Annotated in this window: 15 protein-coding genes; 7 read left to right on the forward strand and 8 right to left on the reverse strand. The window is 26.0% G+C overall.

Translation table 11 applies throughout. From position 1 onward, the window contains the following. Nucleotides 1-10: 10 nt before the first annotated feature. Entirely contained in the window at nucleotides 11-709 is a 699-nt protein-coding gene (locus ACKU4C_RS06265; RefSeq protein WP_321315393.1) for a class I SAM-dependent methyltransferase, read from the reverse strand. A 112-nt stretch (nucleotides 710-821) separates the two neighbouring features. Here ACKU4C_RS06265 and ACKU4C_RS06270 point away from each other — a divergent pair, with 112 nt between their 5' ends. The 7 genes from ACKU4C_RS06270 to ACKU4C_RS06300 all read left to right on the forward strand — a co-directional run bounded on the left by ACKU4C_RS06270 (nucleotide 822) and on the right by ACKU4C_RS06300 (nucleotide 8,666). Beyond that, nucleotides 822-1,169, forward strand: coding sequence for a hypothetical protein (locus tag ACKU4C_RS06270; protein WP_321315395.1), 348 nt, complete (start codon nucleotides 822-824; stop codon nucleotides 1,167-1,169). Further along, on the forward strand, nucleotides 1,169-1,918 hold the full coding sequence (locus ACKU4C_RS06275; RefSeq protein ID WP_321315397.1) for a fructosamine kinase family protein: 750 nt from the start codon (nucleotides 1,169-1,171) through the stop codon (nucleotides 1,916-1,918). The genes ACKU4C_RS06270 and ACKU4C_RS06275 overlap by 1 nt, the downstream gene beginning before the upstream one ends. Before the next feature lie 80 nt (nucleotides 1,919-1,998). Further along, nucleotides 1,999-4,959 (forward strand): methyl-accepting chemotaxis protein, encoded by a 2,961-nt coding sequence (locus ACKU4C_RS06280; RefSeq protein ID WP_321315398.1) that lies wholly within the window; start codon nucleotides 1,999-2,001, stop codon nucleotides 4,957-4,959. A gap of 156 nt (nucleotides 4,960-5,115) precedes the next feature. Beyond that, complete coding sequence (locus ACKU4C_RS06285) at nucleotides 5,116-5,325, forward strand: DUF4492 domain-containing protein (protein ID WP_321315399.1); 210 nt, start codon at nucleotides 5,116-5,118, stop codon at nucleotides 5,323-5,325. A 2-nt stretch (nucleotides 5,326-5,327) separates the two neighbouring features. Then, a complete protein-coding gene (locus ACKU4C_RS06290) occupies nucleotides 5,328-6,854 on the forward strand; it encodes a cytochrome ubiquinol oxidase subunit I (protein WP_321315401.1) in 1,527 nt (508 codons plus the stop codon). 1 nt (nucleotide 6,855) lies between these two features. Further along, on the forward strand, nucleotides 6,856-7,986 hold the full coding sequence (cydB, locus tag ACKU4C_RS06295) for a cytochrome d ubiquinol oxidase subunit II (protein ID WP_321315402.1): 1,131 nt from the start codon (nucleotides 6,856-6,858) through the stop codon (nucleotides 7,984-7,986). Between the two features lie 212 nt (nucleotides 7,987-8,198). Further along, nucleotides 8,199-8,666 carry a NifB/NifX family molybdenum-iron cluster-binding protein gene (locus tag ACKU4C_RS06300; protein ID WP_321315404.1) on the forward strand — a complete coding sequence of 156 codons (468 nt, stop codon included), beginning with the start codon at nucleotides 8,199-8,201 and terminating at the stop codon, nucleotides 8,664-8,666. A gap of 30 nt (nucleotides 8,667-8,696) precedes the next feature. Here ACKU4C_RS06300 and fumC read toward each other — a convergent pair whose 3' ends face one another. The 7 genes from fumC to ACKU4C_RS06335 all read right to left on the reverse strand — a co-directional run bounded on the left by fumC (nucleotide 8,697) and on the right by ACKU4C_RS06335 (nucleotide 17,170). After that, nucleotides 8,697-10,094, reverse strand: a complete 1,398-nt coding sequence (gene fumC / locus ACKU4C_RS06305) for a class II fumarate hydratase (protein WP_321315406.1) — start codon at nucleotides 10,092-10,094, stop codon at nucleotides 8,697-8,699. 141 nt (nucleotides 10,095-10,235) lie between these two features. Continuing rightward, nucleotides 10,236-11,726, reverse strand: a complete 1,491-nt coding sequence (locus ACKU4C_RS06310) for a fumarate hydratase (protein WP_321315408.1) — start codon at nucleotides 11,724-11,726, stop codon at nucleotides 10,236-10,238. 111 nt (nucleotides 11,727-11,837) lie between these two features. Beyond that, nucleotides 11,838-13,748, reverse strand: a complete 1,911-nt coding sequence (locus tag ACKU4C_RS06315) for a cache domain-containing protein (RefSeq protein ID WP_321315411.1) — start codon at nucleotides 13,746-13,748, stop codon at nucleotides 11,838-11,840. Nucleotides 13,749-13,812: 64 nt separating this feature from the next. Beyond that, nucleotides 13,813-14,409 (reverse strand): hypothetical protein, encoded by a 597-nt coding sequence (locus tag ACKU4C_RS06320; protein WP_321315412.1) that lies wholly within the window; start codon nucleotides 14,407-14,409, stop codon nucleotides 13,813-13,815. Further along, the gene (locus ACKU4C_RS06325) at nucleotides 14,402-15,352 is read right to left on the reverse strand and encodes an MlaD family protein (protein WP_321315413.1); all 951 of its coding nucleotides are present in this window, start codon (nucleotides 15,350-15,352) and stop codon (nucleotides 14,402-14,404) included. Before ACKU4C_RS06325 ends, ACKU4C_RS06320 begins: the two co-directional genes overlap by 8 nt. Nucleotides 15,353-15,364: 12 nt before the next feature. Next, the gene (locus ACKU4C_RS06330) at nucleotides 15,365-16,087 is read right to left on the reverse strand and encodes an ATP-binding cassette domain-containing protein (protein ID WP_321315414.1); all 723 of its coding nucleotides are present in this window, start codon (nucleotides 16,085-16,087) and stop codon (nucleotides 15,365-15,367) included. Further along, nucleotides 16,088-17,170 carry an MlaE family lipid ABC transporter permease subunit gene (locus tag ACKU4C_RS06335; protein ID WP_321315415.1) on the reverse strand — a complete coding sequence of 361 codons (1,083 nt, stop codon included), beginning with the start codon at nucleotides 17,168-17,170 and terminating at the stop codon, nucleotides 16,088-16,090. It lies immediately after the preceding gene. Between the last annotated feature and the right edge of the window lie 3 nt (nucleotides 17,171-17,173).

The following is a 17,173-nucleotide window of genomic DNA, read 5'->3' on the forward strand; positions in this document are numbered from 1 at the left end:
ATTCTCTCTTCTATACTTTTTGTAAGATATCTACTCTAAAAGGTTTTAATAAAGATAACTCTTCTTTACTAAGTTCTTCATATCTTTTTTTAACTTCTTCTACTATCTCTTTTGTTATATTATGGTCATTGTAACTTGTATGCATTTGTCTTTTTTTAAAATCTTCAAAGTTTTTATATACAACTTCTGTTTGAAAGAAAAACTCTTTAAACAGTTTTAATTCATTATTATCTACAAACTCTTTAATTGCATTAAAAGCATCAACTCTTACATCTTCTTCATTATGAAAAATAGATACAAGCTCATTTTGTTTTCCCATAAATAGTGGTTCTGAAATATATACTAAACCATTTGGCTTTAATACCCTTTTTATCTCTTTCAAAGACTTTTTCATTAAGTCTTTTGGTATATGATGAAACGATTTAAACATAAAAATAACATCTATACTGTTATCTTTTAATTTTATATTTTCAGCTCCAGATAATAGAAATTTTATATTTGGAATATCAAGTTTTAAGTTTTTTTCATGTTGAATTTTATCAACATCACAAGCAATAATATCTCTACTAAAACCAGAAGCTGCAATCTTTTGAGTCATTACAGCTGCGCCACAGCCAAGTTCAAGTATTTTTTTATCATTTAGACTTAGTGTTTCAATAATGTAATTTTCATCTACAGTTAAAGTAATATTCTCTTCAAGAAGTTTCATTTGTTTCCTTTAAAGTTCGTATTATACAAAAATATCATATAAAATTTCTTCAGAAAATTAAATAATAATTTGATAGAATCTTATTACTACTTTTTATTAATGAGGAAACTTAATGAGCTACGCAGATATTTTTGTTTATGGATGGAGTTTAAACTTATTAATGTTTTTTATAAATTTGATTATTGGTATAAGATCTATGAATTCAAAAACAAAAGAGCAACTTTTACAAGAGAATAAGATACTTAGTCGTTTAAAATTTGAATTTGATAAATATTATCCATATAGAAAATATGAAACAATTATTAGTTATTTGATGCCTTTTACTGCTTTTTTTAGAGTTTGCTATAGACTATTAGAGATGAAAATGTTTTTTAGTAAAAATATTGAGGCTACACTTTTTGATTATATGATTTTTAAATATGAAAACGATATTAATATTGCTAAAAACAAATTAGATTAATGTTTGTAAAAACTAATCCTTATAACAATGATTCTTTAATCAAAGAATTTAAAGGATTAGAATTATTAAATAAATATATTAAAACTGCCAAAAATTGTAATCTTAATATTCCAAAGGTTTATAGTGTTACAAAACAAGAACTTGTATTAGAAAAAATCGTATATAATTATCCCGATGAAAGTCAAATGGAAACTTTTGCATACTCTTTAGCAAAACTACATGAATTAAAATTTAATTCCTATGGTTTGGAATATAATAACTACATAGGCTTATCTAATCAAAATAATATTTTTTCAAATAATTGGGGTGAATTTTTTTACAAGTATAGACTTTTATATCAAGTTCAGAAGATAGAAAATAAGATTATAAAAGAAGATTTTTTAATTATACTTAATCAAGAAAAAGAAAATATTATAGATTTTTTAAACTCAAATACTGATTATGCTTCATTAGTTCACGGGGATTTATGGTCGGGAAATGTTCTTTTCTCAGAAAAAATATATTTAATTGACCCTGCGGTTTATTTCGCAGATAGAGAAGTAGATATAGCAATGACTGAGATGTTTGGTGGTTTTAGTAATAAGTTTTATGAAACATATAATAATACTTTGCCTCTCTCATCTGAATATAATAATAAAAAAATTATTTATAATTTATATCACTATTTAAATCATTATAATTTATTTGGTGATTCCTATTTAAATGAATGTAATAAAGGACTTTTAGCTATTGAAAATATGAATAAATAATATTGTTTCAAAAAATTATTTGTAACTAATATGTAATAAGAAAAAGATACACTTCAAATTACAATTAATTTGGAGTGTATATGAATAATCTATCTTTAAAAAATAAAATAAAACTTATCTTAGCTTTACCTATATTCGCAATAATTTTTCTCTCTAGTGAAAATATTTATGAAAAGATTAAAGAGAAAAATAACCTTAATAAATCAAAAGAATATATAGAGTTTTCTTTACTTTCAAGTAATTTATTACAATCAATACAAGATGAGAGAGAATATAGTTTAATATTTATTAATACATATGGTAAGAAGTTTTCAAAAGATTTAAAATCAGTTAGAAAAAACACTGATGATAAAATTAATAAAATAGATAACTTTTTAATTACATTTGATGTAAAACAATACTCGACAAATATTGAAAAAAAGATTTTAGATGTTAAAAAAGATTTTGGAAAATTAAAAGAGATCAGAAAAAAAGTTAATGAGATAGCTATTGGTAACAAGGAGTTACTTGATTATTATAAACAACTTAACAACAAACTTCTGTTTTTTATAGATGATTCACAAACATACAATAACGATGGAGTTTTATCTAAAAAGTTGCAAGCTTATTTAGCTATTGTAAAGATAACTGAGTTTTCATCTCTTGAAAGAAGAATACTAAGGGAGATATTTGAAAAAGGGATACTTGATTATAGAGATTATTCTGAGTATATTTCAAGTTTTTCATCTCAAAATATATATATATCTTTATATAAAGATGTTTTAAATGAAAAAGAGAATGAACTTTTATTGAAAGATTTAAAAAGTTGTGATAGTTGTAAAGAGGTTGAGGATTTTAGAAAAATAATAGAAAATAAAGCAATAAAAAATGAAATAATTTCAAGAGTGACTAGTTTAGCTGGTTTTGGAGGTTTTATTCAAACTTTTAAAGATTATATACTAAATAAAGATCCAAAAAATCTAAATAGATTACAAAGATATCATTCTAGTATCTCAAGAGAATTAAATAAATATAGAAGGATAAAAGGTACAACAAAAGAAGAAAAACGTTTAGTAAAACAATTGAAGAATATATTTGATGAATATATGGGATATACTCTTGATATACAAGAAGCTATCTTAAGTGGAAAAAACACAAATGAGATTAATACTATTATTCAAGTTGATGATAGTGAAGCAATTAATGCTTTAAAACAATTAAACAATAATATTTATGGGGTGAATTTTAATAAATGGTTTAATGATTCAACTAAGCGTATTGAGTTTTTTTCACAAAAAGGAAAAAATATTTCAGATGAAATAGAAAAATATATTGAAAATAAAACCAATCAATTGTCAAATAGTTTTATTTTAACTAGTGTCATAATTTTAGTTTTACTTCTAGTTGTATTTATAGTAAGTAGTTATATTACTAGAAAAATTGTTCTTGCATTAAAAGAGTTTGAAAAAGATTTAGAGTATTCATTTCAATATGTAATTAGGGAAAAAGACTATCTTAAACCGATTGAAGTTAATGGAAAAGATGAATTTGCAAAAATGAATGAACATATGAATAAACAAATGCAAAAAGTTAAATCAATAATTGAACAGGATAGAGAAGTTGTAGCAGAGATTACAGATGTAGTTGAAAAAGTTTCAAATGGTTTTTTAGAATACAATATAAATCAAAAAGGTGCGACAAATGAAGTTGAATCTTTAAGAGTAATAATAAATCAAATGATTTCATATACAAAACAAAAAGTTGATAATATTAATCTTGTTTTAGATAATTATGCAGTTGGTAAATATGATTTTAGACTTTCAGAGAATCAAAAAATTGGTATGTATGGAGATTTTGGTAGTCTGTCAGCTGGTTCAGTTCTTTTAGGTCAATCAATTTCTCAATTAATTGCGATGATTACAAATGCTGGTAAAGAGTTAGAAAGCAATACAAGAGTTTTAACTTCTTCATCAAATAGTCTATCAAATAGTGCAAATGAGCAAGCAAGTTCCTTAGAAGAAACAGCGGCATCTATTGAACAAATCACAAGTAATATGAAATCAAGCAGTAATGATGTATCTAAAATGCTTAGTATCTCTGATGAATTGAATCAAACTGCAAAAATAGGTAATGAACAAGCGTTAAAAACTGTTTCATCAATGGATGAAATAAATGAAAAGGTTAGTGCGATTAGTGAAGCGATATCTATTATTGATCAAATATCTTTTCAAACAAATATTTTGTCACTTAATGCAGCCGTTGAAGCTGCTACTGCTGGAGAAGCAGGAAAAGGGTTTGCTGTTGTAGCTCAAGAAGTTAGAAATTTAGCAAGTCGTTCTGCAGAAGCTGCAAAAACAATAAAAACTTTAGTTGAAGAAGCATCAAATAAATCTTTAGAAGGGAAAAGTATTACAAATAATATGATTAAAGGTTATGGAAAACTTTCTGAAAAAATTGAAGATACAAAAAGTATAATTGATAATGTATCAACAGCAATAAAAGAACAAGAAAATGGGATGGTTCAAATTAATGATGCAATTACAACTTTAGATATGATGACACAAAAAAATGCAACAACATCTTCAAATATTGATAATTTGTCAAAAGAGGTGGAAAAATTATCATCAAGACTATTAGGAATTACTCAAAAGGCACAAATAAATGAAAAATATTATTATATGGTTGATGATGTTGATTTGATTCAAAATATATCAAAATATAAAAATGACCATATAAATTTCAAGAAAAAGCACTTTTCTTTTTTAAATGAGTTTAGAGATGTGGATGTAACTAAATATACAAATTGTAATCTAGGGAAATGGATTGTTAATACTCAAGAAAGTAACAAAGAGTTTATAAACTCTTCTGAATGGAAAATTTTAAAAGAAAAACATGAGGCAGTACATGATGCAGTTCAAAAATTTATGGATTTAAATGCTAAAAAAGCAAATAATAATGAATTAAAAGAAAAAGCAAAATATATTGAAGAATTAACTTCAGAAATCTTTAATTGCTTAAATGATATTGCAGTTGTAAATACTAAAATACTAAGAAAAGCCTAAATACTATTATTTACAGAACTAAAGTAAAAATATTTTATACATAATATTCTTACTTATATATTTAGTATTATAATCCTAAGTTATAATAAAATTAACTTTTACTTAATATTAAAGTTGTATAATTCGAATAAGTAATAATTATAAAAGAATTATAAGATGAACAAATACAATAAAATATTAAATTTATATATCGATGGTTTTAAAAACCTTACTTTAGGAAAAACTTTATGGAAAATAGTAATTATTAAAATACTTATAATATTTACTATACTTAACCTTTTTATATATGATAAATCAATAAATAGTGAATATAAATCTAATAGTCAAAAAATTGAATTTGTTTATAAGAATTTGACAAAGGAATAGATATGGAAGAGCATTTAATAGATTGGTCAAGGGCTCAATTTGCATTAACTGCAATATACCATTGGCTTTTTATTCCATTAACTCTTGGATTAGGTTTTATTGTTGCTTTTATGGAAACAATATATGTTAAAACAGGTGATGAATTTTGGAAAAAAATTACAAAATTTTGGATGGGATTATTTGCTATTAATTTTGCAATAGGAGTTGCTACAGGTATTATAATGGAGTTTGAGTTTGGTACTAACTGGGCAAATTACTCTTGGTTTGTAGGGGATATATTTGGTGCACCTTTAGCTGTTGAAGGGATATTAGCTTTCTTTATGGAATCAACTTTTTTTGCAGTAATGTTTTTTGGCTGGGATAAAGTTACTAAAGGTTTTCATCTTTTATCAACTTGGTTGGTTGCAATTGGGTCAAATTTGAGTGCACTTTGGATTTTAGTTGCTAATGGTTGGATGCAATATCCTGTGGGTATGAAGTTTAATCCAGATACTGTAAGAAATGAGATGTCAAATTTTTGGGATGTAATTCTTTCGCCAGTTGCTATAATCAAATTTTTACATACTATATCAAGTGGTTATATTGTAGCTTCATTATTTGTTGTTGGTATATCTGCTTGGTTTTTATTAAAAAGAAGAGAAATTACCTTTGCAAAAAGATCAATTGTTGTTGGAGCAGCATTTGGGGTAATAACTTCAATTTTTGTTATTCTAACAGGTGATGAATCAGCCCATCAAGTTGCTTTAAAACAACCAGTAAAATTAGCTGCAATGGAAGGTTTATATGAGGGGAAAGAAAAAGCTGGATTAGTAGGGATAGGTGTTTTAAACCCTAAGAAAAATGTTAATAATGATGAAGAAACATATCTTTTTGAAATAGAAGCACCTTATGCTCTATCTTTTTTAGCATATCATGATATAAATGCCTTTGTTCCAGGTTTAAAAGATTTAGTTTATGGAAATAAGGAATATGAAATTGAATCTGTAGAATCTAAAATACAAAAAGGTAAAATAGCAATTGAAGCATTAAAAAATTATAAAAAAGCTAAAAAAGAGAATAATGTTTCAAATATGCAAAAATTTGAAAAAACTTTAGAAGAAAATATTAAGTATTTTGGATATGGACACTTAGAAAAACCAGAGGATATTGTACCACCTGTTGGAATTACATTTTATTCTTTTCATATAATGGTTGCTTTAGGTAGTTGGTTTTTAGTTCTTTTTAGTTTGATTTTATATTTTACATTAAAACAAGATATTTTATTAAGAAAAAAATTACTTATTAGTGCAGTTGCATCTATACCTTTAGGTTATATTGCAAGTGAAGCAGGTTGGATTGTTGCAGAGGTTGGTAGACAGCCTTGGGCAATACAAGATTTAATGCCAGTTGGTATTGCAGTTACTGATATCGCATCTTCTAATGTACAAATTACATTCTTTATGTTTGCCTTTTTATTTACAGCACTTTTAATTGCTGAAATAAAAATTATGATAAAACAGATAAAACTTGGAATAGAAGGGGGACACTAAGATGTTTGAAGAACTTACATTATTACAATTACAACAATATTGGTGGATTATAATCTCTTTACTTGGTGGTTTATTTGCTTTTATAATGTTTGTACAAGGGGGACAAACTTTATTAGGACGAATCTCAAAAGGTGATGAAGTTTTAAAAACAATGCTGATAAATTCACTTGGTAGAAAATGGGAATTGGGTTTTACTACATTGGTTCTTTTTGGTGGAGCTTTATTTGCAGCATTTCCTTTATTTTATTCTACAAGTTTCGGAGGAGCCTATTGGGTTTGGATCTCAATTCTTTTTTGTTTTATTATTCAAGCTGTTAGTTATGAGTATAGAAAAAAAGAAGATAATTTTTTAGGTCAAAAAACTTATGAAATATTTTTATATATAAATGGTAGTTTGGGAGTTATTCTTTTAGGTATTGCAATTGCAACATTTTTTTCAGGTTCAAACTTTAGTGTTGATGAAAATAATTTCTCTCATTGGGATAGTTCTTTAAGGGGCTTAGAAGCTGCATTTAATCTTTTTAATTTATCTTTAGGTTTCTCACTTTTTTTCTTAGTTAGAATAACAGGAGCTTTATATTTTATAAATAATATAGATAATAATACTATTAGACAAAGAGCGATAAAAAGTATAAAAATTGATATGCCAATATTTTTAGTTTTTTTCTTAATTTTTTTATTTTATCTTTTTACAAAAGATGGTTTTGCTTATGATTCAAACGGAATTATGTTTATTCAAGAGTATAAATATTTTATAAATTTTATTGAGATGCCAATTGTTTTTTTCATGTTTCTTGTGGGTGTTTTATTTGTTGTAGTTGCAGTATTTCTTACTATACATTTTAATAAAACATGCTGCATTAAAACAGGTGGTTTAGGTGTAGTTTTAACCGTAATGGCACTATTTTTAAATGTGGGATTAAATAATACCTCATATTATCCATCTATTTCAAGTTTACAGAGTTCTTTAACTATTGTAAATAGTTCAGGTAGCCATTATACATTAACTACAATGTCTTATGTTTCTTTGATGGTACCATTTGTTTTAGCCTATATTATTTATGTTTGGTATCAAATGGATAGAGTAAAAATTACAAAAGAAGAGATGGAAAGTTCATCTCACAATTATTAGGAGAATAGCATGGAGTATTTAAGTTCATTTATATGGTTACTTTCTTGGCCTGTTATTATATATCTTTCCTATAAGATTATATTAAAAAGCGTTAAGAAGGTTTAAGATGATTAAGTTAATGAAAAGAACATTTATATATTTCTTTTTTTTAATGTTAATAATAAATATGTCAGAAAATGTATACAATCATTATCACGATAAGGAGAAAACAAATGATTACATTTCCAGTAAAAACGGATAAAGAGAACGCGGCGGTTTCACCACTATTTGGAAAAGCAAAATATTTTGCTTTTTATGATGGAAAAGATTTAAGAGTTGAAAAGAACCCATATGAAAAAGGTTCACAACTTGTAAATTGGTTTTTAGAAAAAGGTGTTGATAAAATAGTTATTAAAGAGATGGGATCAAAACCTTTTAATAAAGTTATTCAAACGAATATAAAAGTTTTATTTGCAGGAGAGGGTAGAGTAACAACTAATGATGTTATAAAAAGTTTTGATGAAAATCTATTAAAAGAACTTTCACCTGATGAATTAAAAAATATAATCAAAGAACATGAATCAAATAAAGAAAGTTCTTCATGCGGAAGTCATAGTCATGATCATAATCATGACCATGAAAAAAATGAAAGAGCTTGTCATAAAAAAATTAGAGCACAAAACCCATATATTTTTAAATAATTAAGTACAAAGCATTTGCTTTGTACTTAATTAACTTTTTGGATAAGTCATCTCTTTTGGTATGATATAATTATTAAATTCCTCTTCAGACAATAAGCCTAACGCAATTGCTTCTTCTTTTAATGTTGTACCATTTTTATGAGCTGTTTTTGCTATTTTAGCAGCATTTTCATAACCAATATAAGGGTTTAATGCTGTTACAAGCATTAAAGAGTCATTAAGATATTTTTCTATATTTTTATCATTTGGTTCAATACCAATTGCACATTTATCATTAAAAGCAAGCATAGTATCACTTAAAAGTTTTATTGACTGTAAGATGTTATAAGCAATAACTGGTTTAAATACATTTAATTCAAAGTTACCTTGACTAGCACTTACTGAAATTGTTGTATGATTACCCATAACTTGCACTGCTACCATAGTCATAGCTTCACTTTGTGTTGGATTTACTTTTCCTGGCATAATAGAACTTCCTGGTTCATTTTCAGGTATATTAAGTTCTCCAATTCCACATCTAGGACCACTTGCTAACCATCTAATGTCATTTGCTATTTTCATAAGGTTTGAAGCAAGAGCATTTAATGCACCACTTAAAAATACTTCTCCATCATGTGATGTTAATGCATGGAATTTGTTAGGGTGAGATTTAAATCTATATTGAGTATTTGTGTGTTTATTTAAAACTTCACAAACCATATTTGAAAACTCAGGATGAGAATTCAATCCTGTACCAACAGCAGTACCCCCAATTGCAAGCTCTACTAAGTATTTCATACTATCGTCTATTTGCATTAAGGCTTTAGTTAACATATCAACATATCCTGAAAGTTCTTGTCCTAATGTTAAAGGTGTTGCATCTTGCAAGTGAGTTCTTCCTATTTTTACAATATCATTAAATTTTTCACTTTTTAATTGTAGGGTATCTCTTAAAGTTTCAATTGCTGGTATTAATTGTTTTTGTAGTTCTAAAACAAAAGAGATTCTCATTGCAGTAGGATAGGTGTCATTTGAACTTTGACCTTTGTTTACATCATCATTTGGATGAACATATTTTTCTTTTCTAAAATCATATCCAAGAATTTCAGTTGCTCTATTTGCTACAACTTCATTCATATTCATATTTGATTGAGTACCTGAACCTGTTTGCCATACAACTAAAGGAAAGTTTCCATCAAGTTTTTTATCTAATACTTCATCGCAAGCTTTTATTATTGCTTCACATTTATTATCTTCAAGCCTTTTTAAATCATTATTTACAACTGCGCAAGCTTTTTTAAGATATGCAAAACCTTCTATTATCTCTGTAGGCATTTTTTCATTACCTATTGGAAAATTTTCAATACTTCTTTGGGTTTGTGCAGCCCAATATTTATCATTGGGAACTTTTATCTCTCCCATTGTATCTTTTTCAATTCTATAATTCATAATACATCCTTTTGTAAAATTTAATTATAACAAATTATCTTTTAATTATAATAATTAGTATCAAAAAAGTGGTGTAAAAAATAAAGAAAATTTAAAAAGAGAACAATAAGAGGCAAAGCTCTTATTGTTAAAGTTAAACTATTAAATAGTTCTCCACTTCTGTGGCCCAGTAGTATGAATAGAGTTCCCCTCTGTGTCAACAGCAACAGTAACAGGCATATCTTTAACCTCAAATTCATAAATAGCTTCCATTCCCATCTCTTCAAATGCTAATACTTTTGCATCTTTAATAGATTGAGAAATTAAATAAGCTGCTCCACCTGTTGCAATTAGATACATAGATTTGTACTCTTTAATTAAATCAATTGTTGGTTGCTTTCTTTCAGCCTTACCAATCATTCCCATGATTCCAATTTCCATCATATCTTTTGTAAATTTATCCATTCTTGTTGATGTAGTAGGTCCCGCAGGTCCAACCTTTTCATCTCTTACTGGATCAACTGGTCCAACATAGTAAATAAATCTATCTTTTAAATCTACTCCATTTGGTAATGGTTTATTGGCATTTTTATATTCAACTATTTTTTTATGAGCTGCATCTCTTGCAGTTAAGATTTTCCCACTTAATAGTAAAGTGTCACCTGATTTAAACTCTTGTAGTTTCTCTTTTGTTAAATCTTCTATATTTACTTTTTTAATAGTATCCATTGGTAATTCAATATCTGGCCATAGGTCTAAATCTGGTTTCTCAAATTTAGCAGCTCCATTACCATCTAATTCAAAATGAATATGTCTAGTAGCTGCACAGTTTGGAATCATAGCTACTGGTAATGAAGCGGCGTGACAGGGATAATCTAAGATTTTTACATCTAATACAGTTGTAATACCACCAAGTCCTTGTGCACCAATTCCTATTTTATTAATATCTTCATACAATTTAAGTCTTAACTCTTCAACTGCATTTTTAGGTCCTCTTTCTTTAAGTTCATGAATATCCACATGACCCATTAAAGATTCTTTAGCCATAAGCATTGCTTTTTCTGGATTACCACCAATACCAATACCTAAGATTCCTGGAGGACACCATCCTGCTCCCATTTGTGCTACATTTTCCATTACCCAATCATATACACTATCTGATGGATTTAATACAGTGAATTTAGATTTATTTTCACTTCCTCCACCTTTTGCTGCAACTGTTATCTCTATTTTATCTGAGTTATCTACACTATAGTGGATTACTGCTGGAGTATTATTTTTTGTATTTTTTCTCTCACCTGCTGGGTCACTTACAATTGAGTATCTTAGAGTATTATCTGGGTGAGTATATCCTTGAGCTACACCTGCATTGATAATATCTTCTAATTCATTTGTTATATCAAGTTGTGCTTTTGTACCTACTTTTATAAATACATTTACACTTCCTGTATCTTGACAAAGTGGTCTATGTCCCATTGCACACATTTTTGAGTTTATTAAGATTTGTCCTATTGCATTTTTTGCTGATTCACTTTTCTCTTTTTCGTATGCTTCTACCATACCTTTTACGAAATCTTCTGGATGGTAGTACGAAATATATTGTACTGCATCTGCTATACTTTGTTTTATATCATTCTCTGTGATTTTTCCCATTAAAACGCCTTTTATAAAATTTAGAATATTATAACTAATTTGTGGTTATTAAAAGAAATAAAAAAGCTATAAGAGTGACTAGAAGTCAATTCAAGTTACTCTATTTCACAATTATTTGTGAAGTTTTAATTTAATAGTAACAAGTGCACCTTTACATTGAATATTTTTATAAATAAATTCAGTATTTTCAATAGTTATTGAACCTCTCATATGTTTTACAATTATCTCTTCACTCATATAAAGTCCAATACCTGTTCCTTGTGATTGATGTTTTGTAGTAAAATATGGTTCAAAAAGGTGTTTTAAGATTTTTTCATCTATTCCACCAGCATTATCTTTTATTTGTATTATTAGTTCTTGATTTTCTTCTTTAGTATCTATTAAAATAATTCTTTTTTGGTTATCTAATTTTAGTAACTCATCTCTTGAATTATTTAATATATTGATTAAAACTTGAACTAATTCTGTTTGTATACCGAAAATAGTAGTATCAGTTATATTTTTAGTGATTTCAATGTTATGGTTTTTAAATTGAACATTAATTAGATTAAAGCAGTTTTCAAAGGCTTCTTTTATAGAGAAGTCTTTTTTTATTTTATTAGAATTAAAAAAATTTCTAAAGTCATCTATAGTTTTTGATAGATATTGGGTTGTTTGGTTTATTGTTTCTAAACCTTCTTCTAATTCTTTATCATCAAGAGAATTCATCTCTTTTTTTAATTTTGTGCCTGTAGCAATTGTAGAGATAAGAGATAAAGGTTGTCTCCATTGGTGGGCTATATTACCAATCATTGTACCAATTGCTGCAAGTTTTGATTGTTGTGCTAATATCTCTTGTTGTTTAGTTAATTCTTTTAAATTATCTTCAATTTGATGTTGGTAATTTCTAAATTGTTTCTTTAAAAATTTTGACATATAAAAAGAGATAATAAGTAAAATTATAGTTAAAACAATTGTAAATAATATAAGCTGCTTTAGATTGTCTCTCAATCGTTTATTGATTAAGTTTTCTTCCTCTTTTATAATCTTATTAACTTCATTTTCATAGAAACCTTTTCCTATTACCCAATTCCAATTATCTAGACCTTTTACATAGCTAGTTTTTTTTGTAGGAGTATTTTTATAAGGACTTTTTAATTGTATATAAGAAACAAAGTTTGAAGAGTTATTTCTTGATGCATTAATTATCTTGTTTATATCTTTTGATTTTGTATTACCTATTTCATAAGCGTTTGTACCTATTAAATCTTCATCTATATGGTTAAGGTATTTCCCTTCATAATTGATTACAAAAAAATATTCATTATTCGTAAAGTTGTAGTTTTTTATATATTTTAATATCTTTTCTTTTAAATCATTTTCAAACTCATCAACATATTCACCAGTACCAATAAACCATTTATAGGGTTCAAAGTATTTATTAAAACCTAGTTTTTTATATTGTTTTTCCATATCATCTGGTTTATGGTATGACCAAGTTAAAAATGCTTCATTTTGATTTTTTATTCTCTTGATGATTTCTCTTGTTAAATATAAACCTTTTGAATCTTGAAAATTATAAAAATTTGTTCCTTCTAGTTTTCTATTTATTGGTAATAAGATACATTCATAATCAAAAGAATAGATAAAGAAATACCCTCTACCATTATTAAATCTTATCTCTCTAAGAGCATCTTTTATCAGTTTAGTTACTCTTTTTTTACCTAGATGTTTATTTTCTTTATAAATATTCATTACAATAGAATAAGCTTCGTTTATTCGTTCTTTAAGATTTTCTTTTAGTTTTTGTTCAGTTAATGCTTGCTCTTTTTTTATAAAATCATATAAATGATTAACATCATTTTTTATAACCTTTTTATTGTTTTCAATAAATTGTTTTTGTGTTATTTCCTTTTCTTTTTTAAAAACATTTTTAGTATTTTCAAATAATATAATAGTGATTACAATAGACAGAAGTATTATAAAAAATGGTGGTGTATATTTAATAATTAAAAGAATGAGTTTTTCATTTGAATTTTTCATTAACTTCCTAAATAAATTATTATATATTTATATGTAATTATTTTATAGAAAAAATATATAAAAACTACTGTATAGATGAAATAATAAAATTATTTAAGTCAATATAAAAGATATTTGTAATCTCTTCTATAGTTTTTACAAATCCTAATGCATTATTTGTTGTACATTGTTTTTTATATGAAAAATTTTTAAAATACACTTTTTCAGTTTTGTTATTTACTAAGTAGACTCGAATAGTAAATTTAGCAAATGATTTATTTTGTTCAAATAATTGATTAAAATCTACTAATTGAGTAATTAAATTATAATCACTTTCAATTTTTAAATTTGAAGTACTGATATATTTGTAATCTTTTGTTAGTGTAAGATATTTAGAGATTTGTTTTTGCAACATTTTAGTTGGTCTATCCATCCATTTATTTATAGCATATTTATCGTATTCTAAATTATCTTTTGAATATAAGATATTTTTTGAATTATAACTAGTAATAGTTTTAGGCTCTAAGACATTAATACTTTTATCGAAATATTTTGTAGCTTTTACATTTTGTTCATTTACATTTAAATTATATGTATTATATGAAGGTAGTTCTTTAGTTACTGATAGGCAACCACTTAATAGGAAAATAGTAAACAGAACTAATATAGTAGATTTAATCATTTTTTTCTCCTGGACCATATGGAATCTCTCTTGTATTAAATATCATATTTCCACCATTTTCATTGAAATCTTCAATTGTAGAATCGATTTTTTCAATAGTGTTTTCTAGTTTATTTAATACTTCGTCAATATTTTGAGAAGATTTAGCAGTTTTTCTTAAATCTTCTAATAAAAACCTAACATCTTCATTTATAATTATTTTAATGTCTGAACTAATAGAATTGAAATTTTTAGCTAAAATATCAACCTCTTTAGCAACATTTGATATATCTTTTTTTACTACATCATCAATACTATTTGTCATCTTATCAATATTATTTAATGTTTTAGGAAGAGAGGTTTCAACTAGTTTATTAGCTTTATTTAATAATATATTTAAATTTTTTGTAGAGTCACTACTGTTACTTAAAATATTTTCGATATTTTTTATATTTTTATCGTTTAGTAATAATTCAATTCTTTTTAAAAGTGTTTCAACATTTGATGTAATATTTCCTGCACTTGAAGTTATTTTATCTAAGAATGATTTTTTTAATGGTATTTTTGTATAGTTAAGTTCTTTATTTTGTTCTAAAATCTCAGAATCTTGACTACCTCCACTTATCTCTATAAGTTTATTCCCTGTTACACCTTGTGATTCAATGATAGCAAAACTATCAACTTTTATTAACTGAGGTTGAGTGATTTTAAGTATAATCTCTATCTCTTCTAGATTTTTTGGATTTACTCTAATATCTTTTACTGTACCAATATTTAAGCCCTTATATTGAATTATAGAGTTTTTATTTAATCCAGCAACTGAGTTTGCACTATAGATTCTATATTCTCTTGCAGTTATTTCATCAACATCATATCTGGCAAGCCAAAGTACAAATGCAACCATTGCAACAGAAAAAGTTAAAACAAAAAGTCCGACAGTAGTATATTTAGCTTTATTTTCCAAGGGGTTCCTTCTTTATAATTTTAAAAATTTATTTATAACTGGATTATTTGCATTTTTAGCTTCTTCATATGTTCCAGTTATGGCTAGTTTTGTATTTGAGATTATTAAAAATCTATCTAAAACATTTTTTATTGTATTTAATTCATGGGTAATTATTACTACAGTTAAATCTAACATATCTCTTAATTGTGCAATTAAAGTATCAAATGCTTTTGCACTAGCTGGGTCTAAACCTGAAGTTGGTTCATCTAAAAAAAGTATTTTAGGATCAAGTGCTAAAGCTCTTGCTAGTGCAACTCTTTTTTTCATACCTCCACTTAACTCTTCAGGATAAAGTTTTCCAACACTTGGGTCTAATCCCACCATATTTAATTTTGTATATGCTATATCATCTATTAGATCTTGTGAAAAATTTGTATTTTCTTTTAACATAATACCTATATTTTCAAGTACAGTTAAAGAAGAGAATAGGGCACCGAACTGAAAAAGTACACCCCAATCTTTTTTTACATTATGTCTTTGCTTCATATTTAAACTATTTATATTTTTCCCAAAAATCTCTATCGTGCCACTTTGAATCTCATCTAACATAATAATTTGACGAAGAAGTACACTTTTACCACTACCACTTCCTCCAAGTATTCCAAAAATTTCACCTTTTTTTATATCAAATGAGATATTGTCGTGAACTATTTTTTTATCAAATGCTGTTGAGATATTTCTTACTTTTATCACTTAAAATCCTAACTCAATTGATAGCAATGATATAAGTGCATTAACAATGATTAGCCAGAAGATTGAATCAACAACAGCTTTTGTTGTATATTTACCAATATCAGTACCACTTTTTACTTGTAATCCTCTATAGCAACCAATTACTGCAATTAGTATACCAAAAAGGGGTGCTTTTAGAATACCTAACATAATATGTCTAATCTCAACATATTCATAAATTCTATTGATAAATTGTGTATATGAAATACCTAGATGATATTTAACTATAATCATCTCCCCTAACAATGAAGCCATATCCGCAAAAAATACTATTAGAGGTAATACAATAATTAGTGCAATGATTCTAGGAATTATTAAAAATATATCAATATCAAAACCCATTGTACGCATTGCACTTATCTCTTCAGTAATTTTCATAGTTCCAATTTGAGCTGTATAAGAAGAGCCACTTCTACCTGCTATAACTACTGCTGCTAAAAAAGGAGCAATTTCTCTAAACATAGACATTGTTGACATCTCAATTACAATGATTGCTGCTCCAAATCTATTTAGTTGATCTGCTCCTTGATAAGCAGTTACAAAACCTACTAGAAAAAGTGCTAAAGCTATAATAGGTAAAATAGGTATTGCTGCTACTTCAATTTGGTTAATTATAGATTTAAATCTAAATTTTGAAGGATGAAGTAAAAGATAAAAAAAGTAAACACAAAGTTTTCCAATAAAATAAAGAAATTTTTTAAAAGTACTTGTAGAATCAAAAACCTCTTTTCCAATATTTTGAATAAAAGAGGGTTCTTTTTCTATAATAGAATCTTTATGTACATAATTTCCTTTGTATAGTTCTAACATTTTTTTATGTTTATCACTAATATTTTGTATAGTTGTTTCAATACTATTTTTTTCAAATAAAACTAAATATTTTATTATTAGAATTATTCCTGATGAATCAATATTTTTTAATTCTTTAAAATCAAAGATAATATTAGCTTTGTTTTTATTTTCAGTAAAAAAAAGATTTATCTCTTTTATTTTATTATCTAAATTAAAATATTCCCAATTATCTTTAACTTTAAATATATTCATTTT

Source organism: Halarcobacter sp. (assembly GCF_963676935.1).
Taxonomy (GTDB): domain Bacteria; phylum Campylobacterota; class Campylobacteria; order Campylobacterales; family Arcobacteraceae; genus Halarcobacter.

What these genes read in the sequence shown, in the direction of transcription:
- ACKU4C_RS06270 (WP_321315395.1), top strand. Translation starts at nt 822, where the DNA reads ATGAGCTACGCAGATATTTTTGTTTATGGATGGAGTTTAAACTTATTA.
- ACKU4C_RS06265 (WP_321315393.1), bottom strand. Translation starts at nt 709, where the DNA reads ATGAAACTTCTTGAAGAGAATATTACTTTAACTGTAGATGAAAATTAC.
- ACKU4C_RS06300 (WP_321315404.1), top strand. Translation starts at nt 8,199, where the DNA reads ATGATTACATTTCCAGTAAAAACGGATAAAGAGAACGCGGCGGTTTCA.
- ACKU4C_RS06285 (WP_321315399.1), top strand. Translation starts at nt 5,116, where the DNA reads ATGAACAAATACAATAAAATATTAAATTTATATATCGATGGTTTTAAA.
- ACKU4C_RS06310 (WP_321315408.1), bottom strand. Translation starts at nt 11,726, where the DNA reads ATGGGAAAAATCACAGAGAATGATATAAAACAAAGTATAGCAGATGCA.
- fumC (WP_321315406.1), bottom strand. Translation starts at nt 10,094, where the DNA reads ATGAATTATAGAATTGAAAAAGATACAATGGGAGAGATAAAAGTTCCC.
- ACKU4C_RS06275 (WP_321315397.1), top strand. Translation starts at nt 1,169, where the DNA reads ATGTTTGTAAAAACTAATCCTTATAACAATGATTCTTTAATCAAAGAA.
- ACKU4C_RS06335 (WP_321315415.1), bottom strand. Translation starts at nt 17,170, where the DNA reads ATGAATATATTTAAAGTTAAAGATAATTGGGAATATTTTAATTTAGAT.
- ACKU4C_RS06315 (WP_321315411.1), bottom strand. Translation starts at nt 13,748, where the DNA reads ATGAAAAATTCAAATGAAAAACTCATTCTTTTAATTATTAAATATACA.
- cydB (WP_321315402.1), top strand. Translation starts at nt 6,856, where the DNA reads ATGTTTGAAGAACTTACATTATTACAATTACAACAATATTGGTGGATT.
- ACKU4C_RS06320 (WP_321315412.1), bottom strand. Translation starts at nt 14,409, where the DNA reads ATGATTAAATCTACTATATTAGTTCTGTTTACTATTTTCCTATTAAGT.
- ACKU4C_RS06280 (WP_321315398.1), top strand. Translation starts at nt 1,999, where the DNA reads ATGAATAATCTATCTTTAAAAAATAAAATAAAACTTATCTTAGCTTTA.
- ACKU4C_RS06290 (WP_321315401.1), top strand. Translation starts at nt 5,328, where the DNA reads ATGGAAGAGCATTTAATAGATTGGTCAAGGGCTCAATTTGCATTAACT.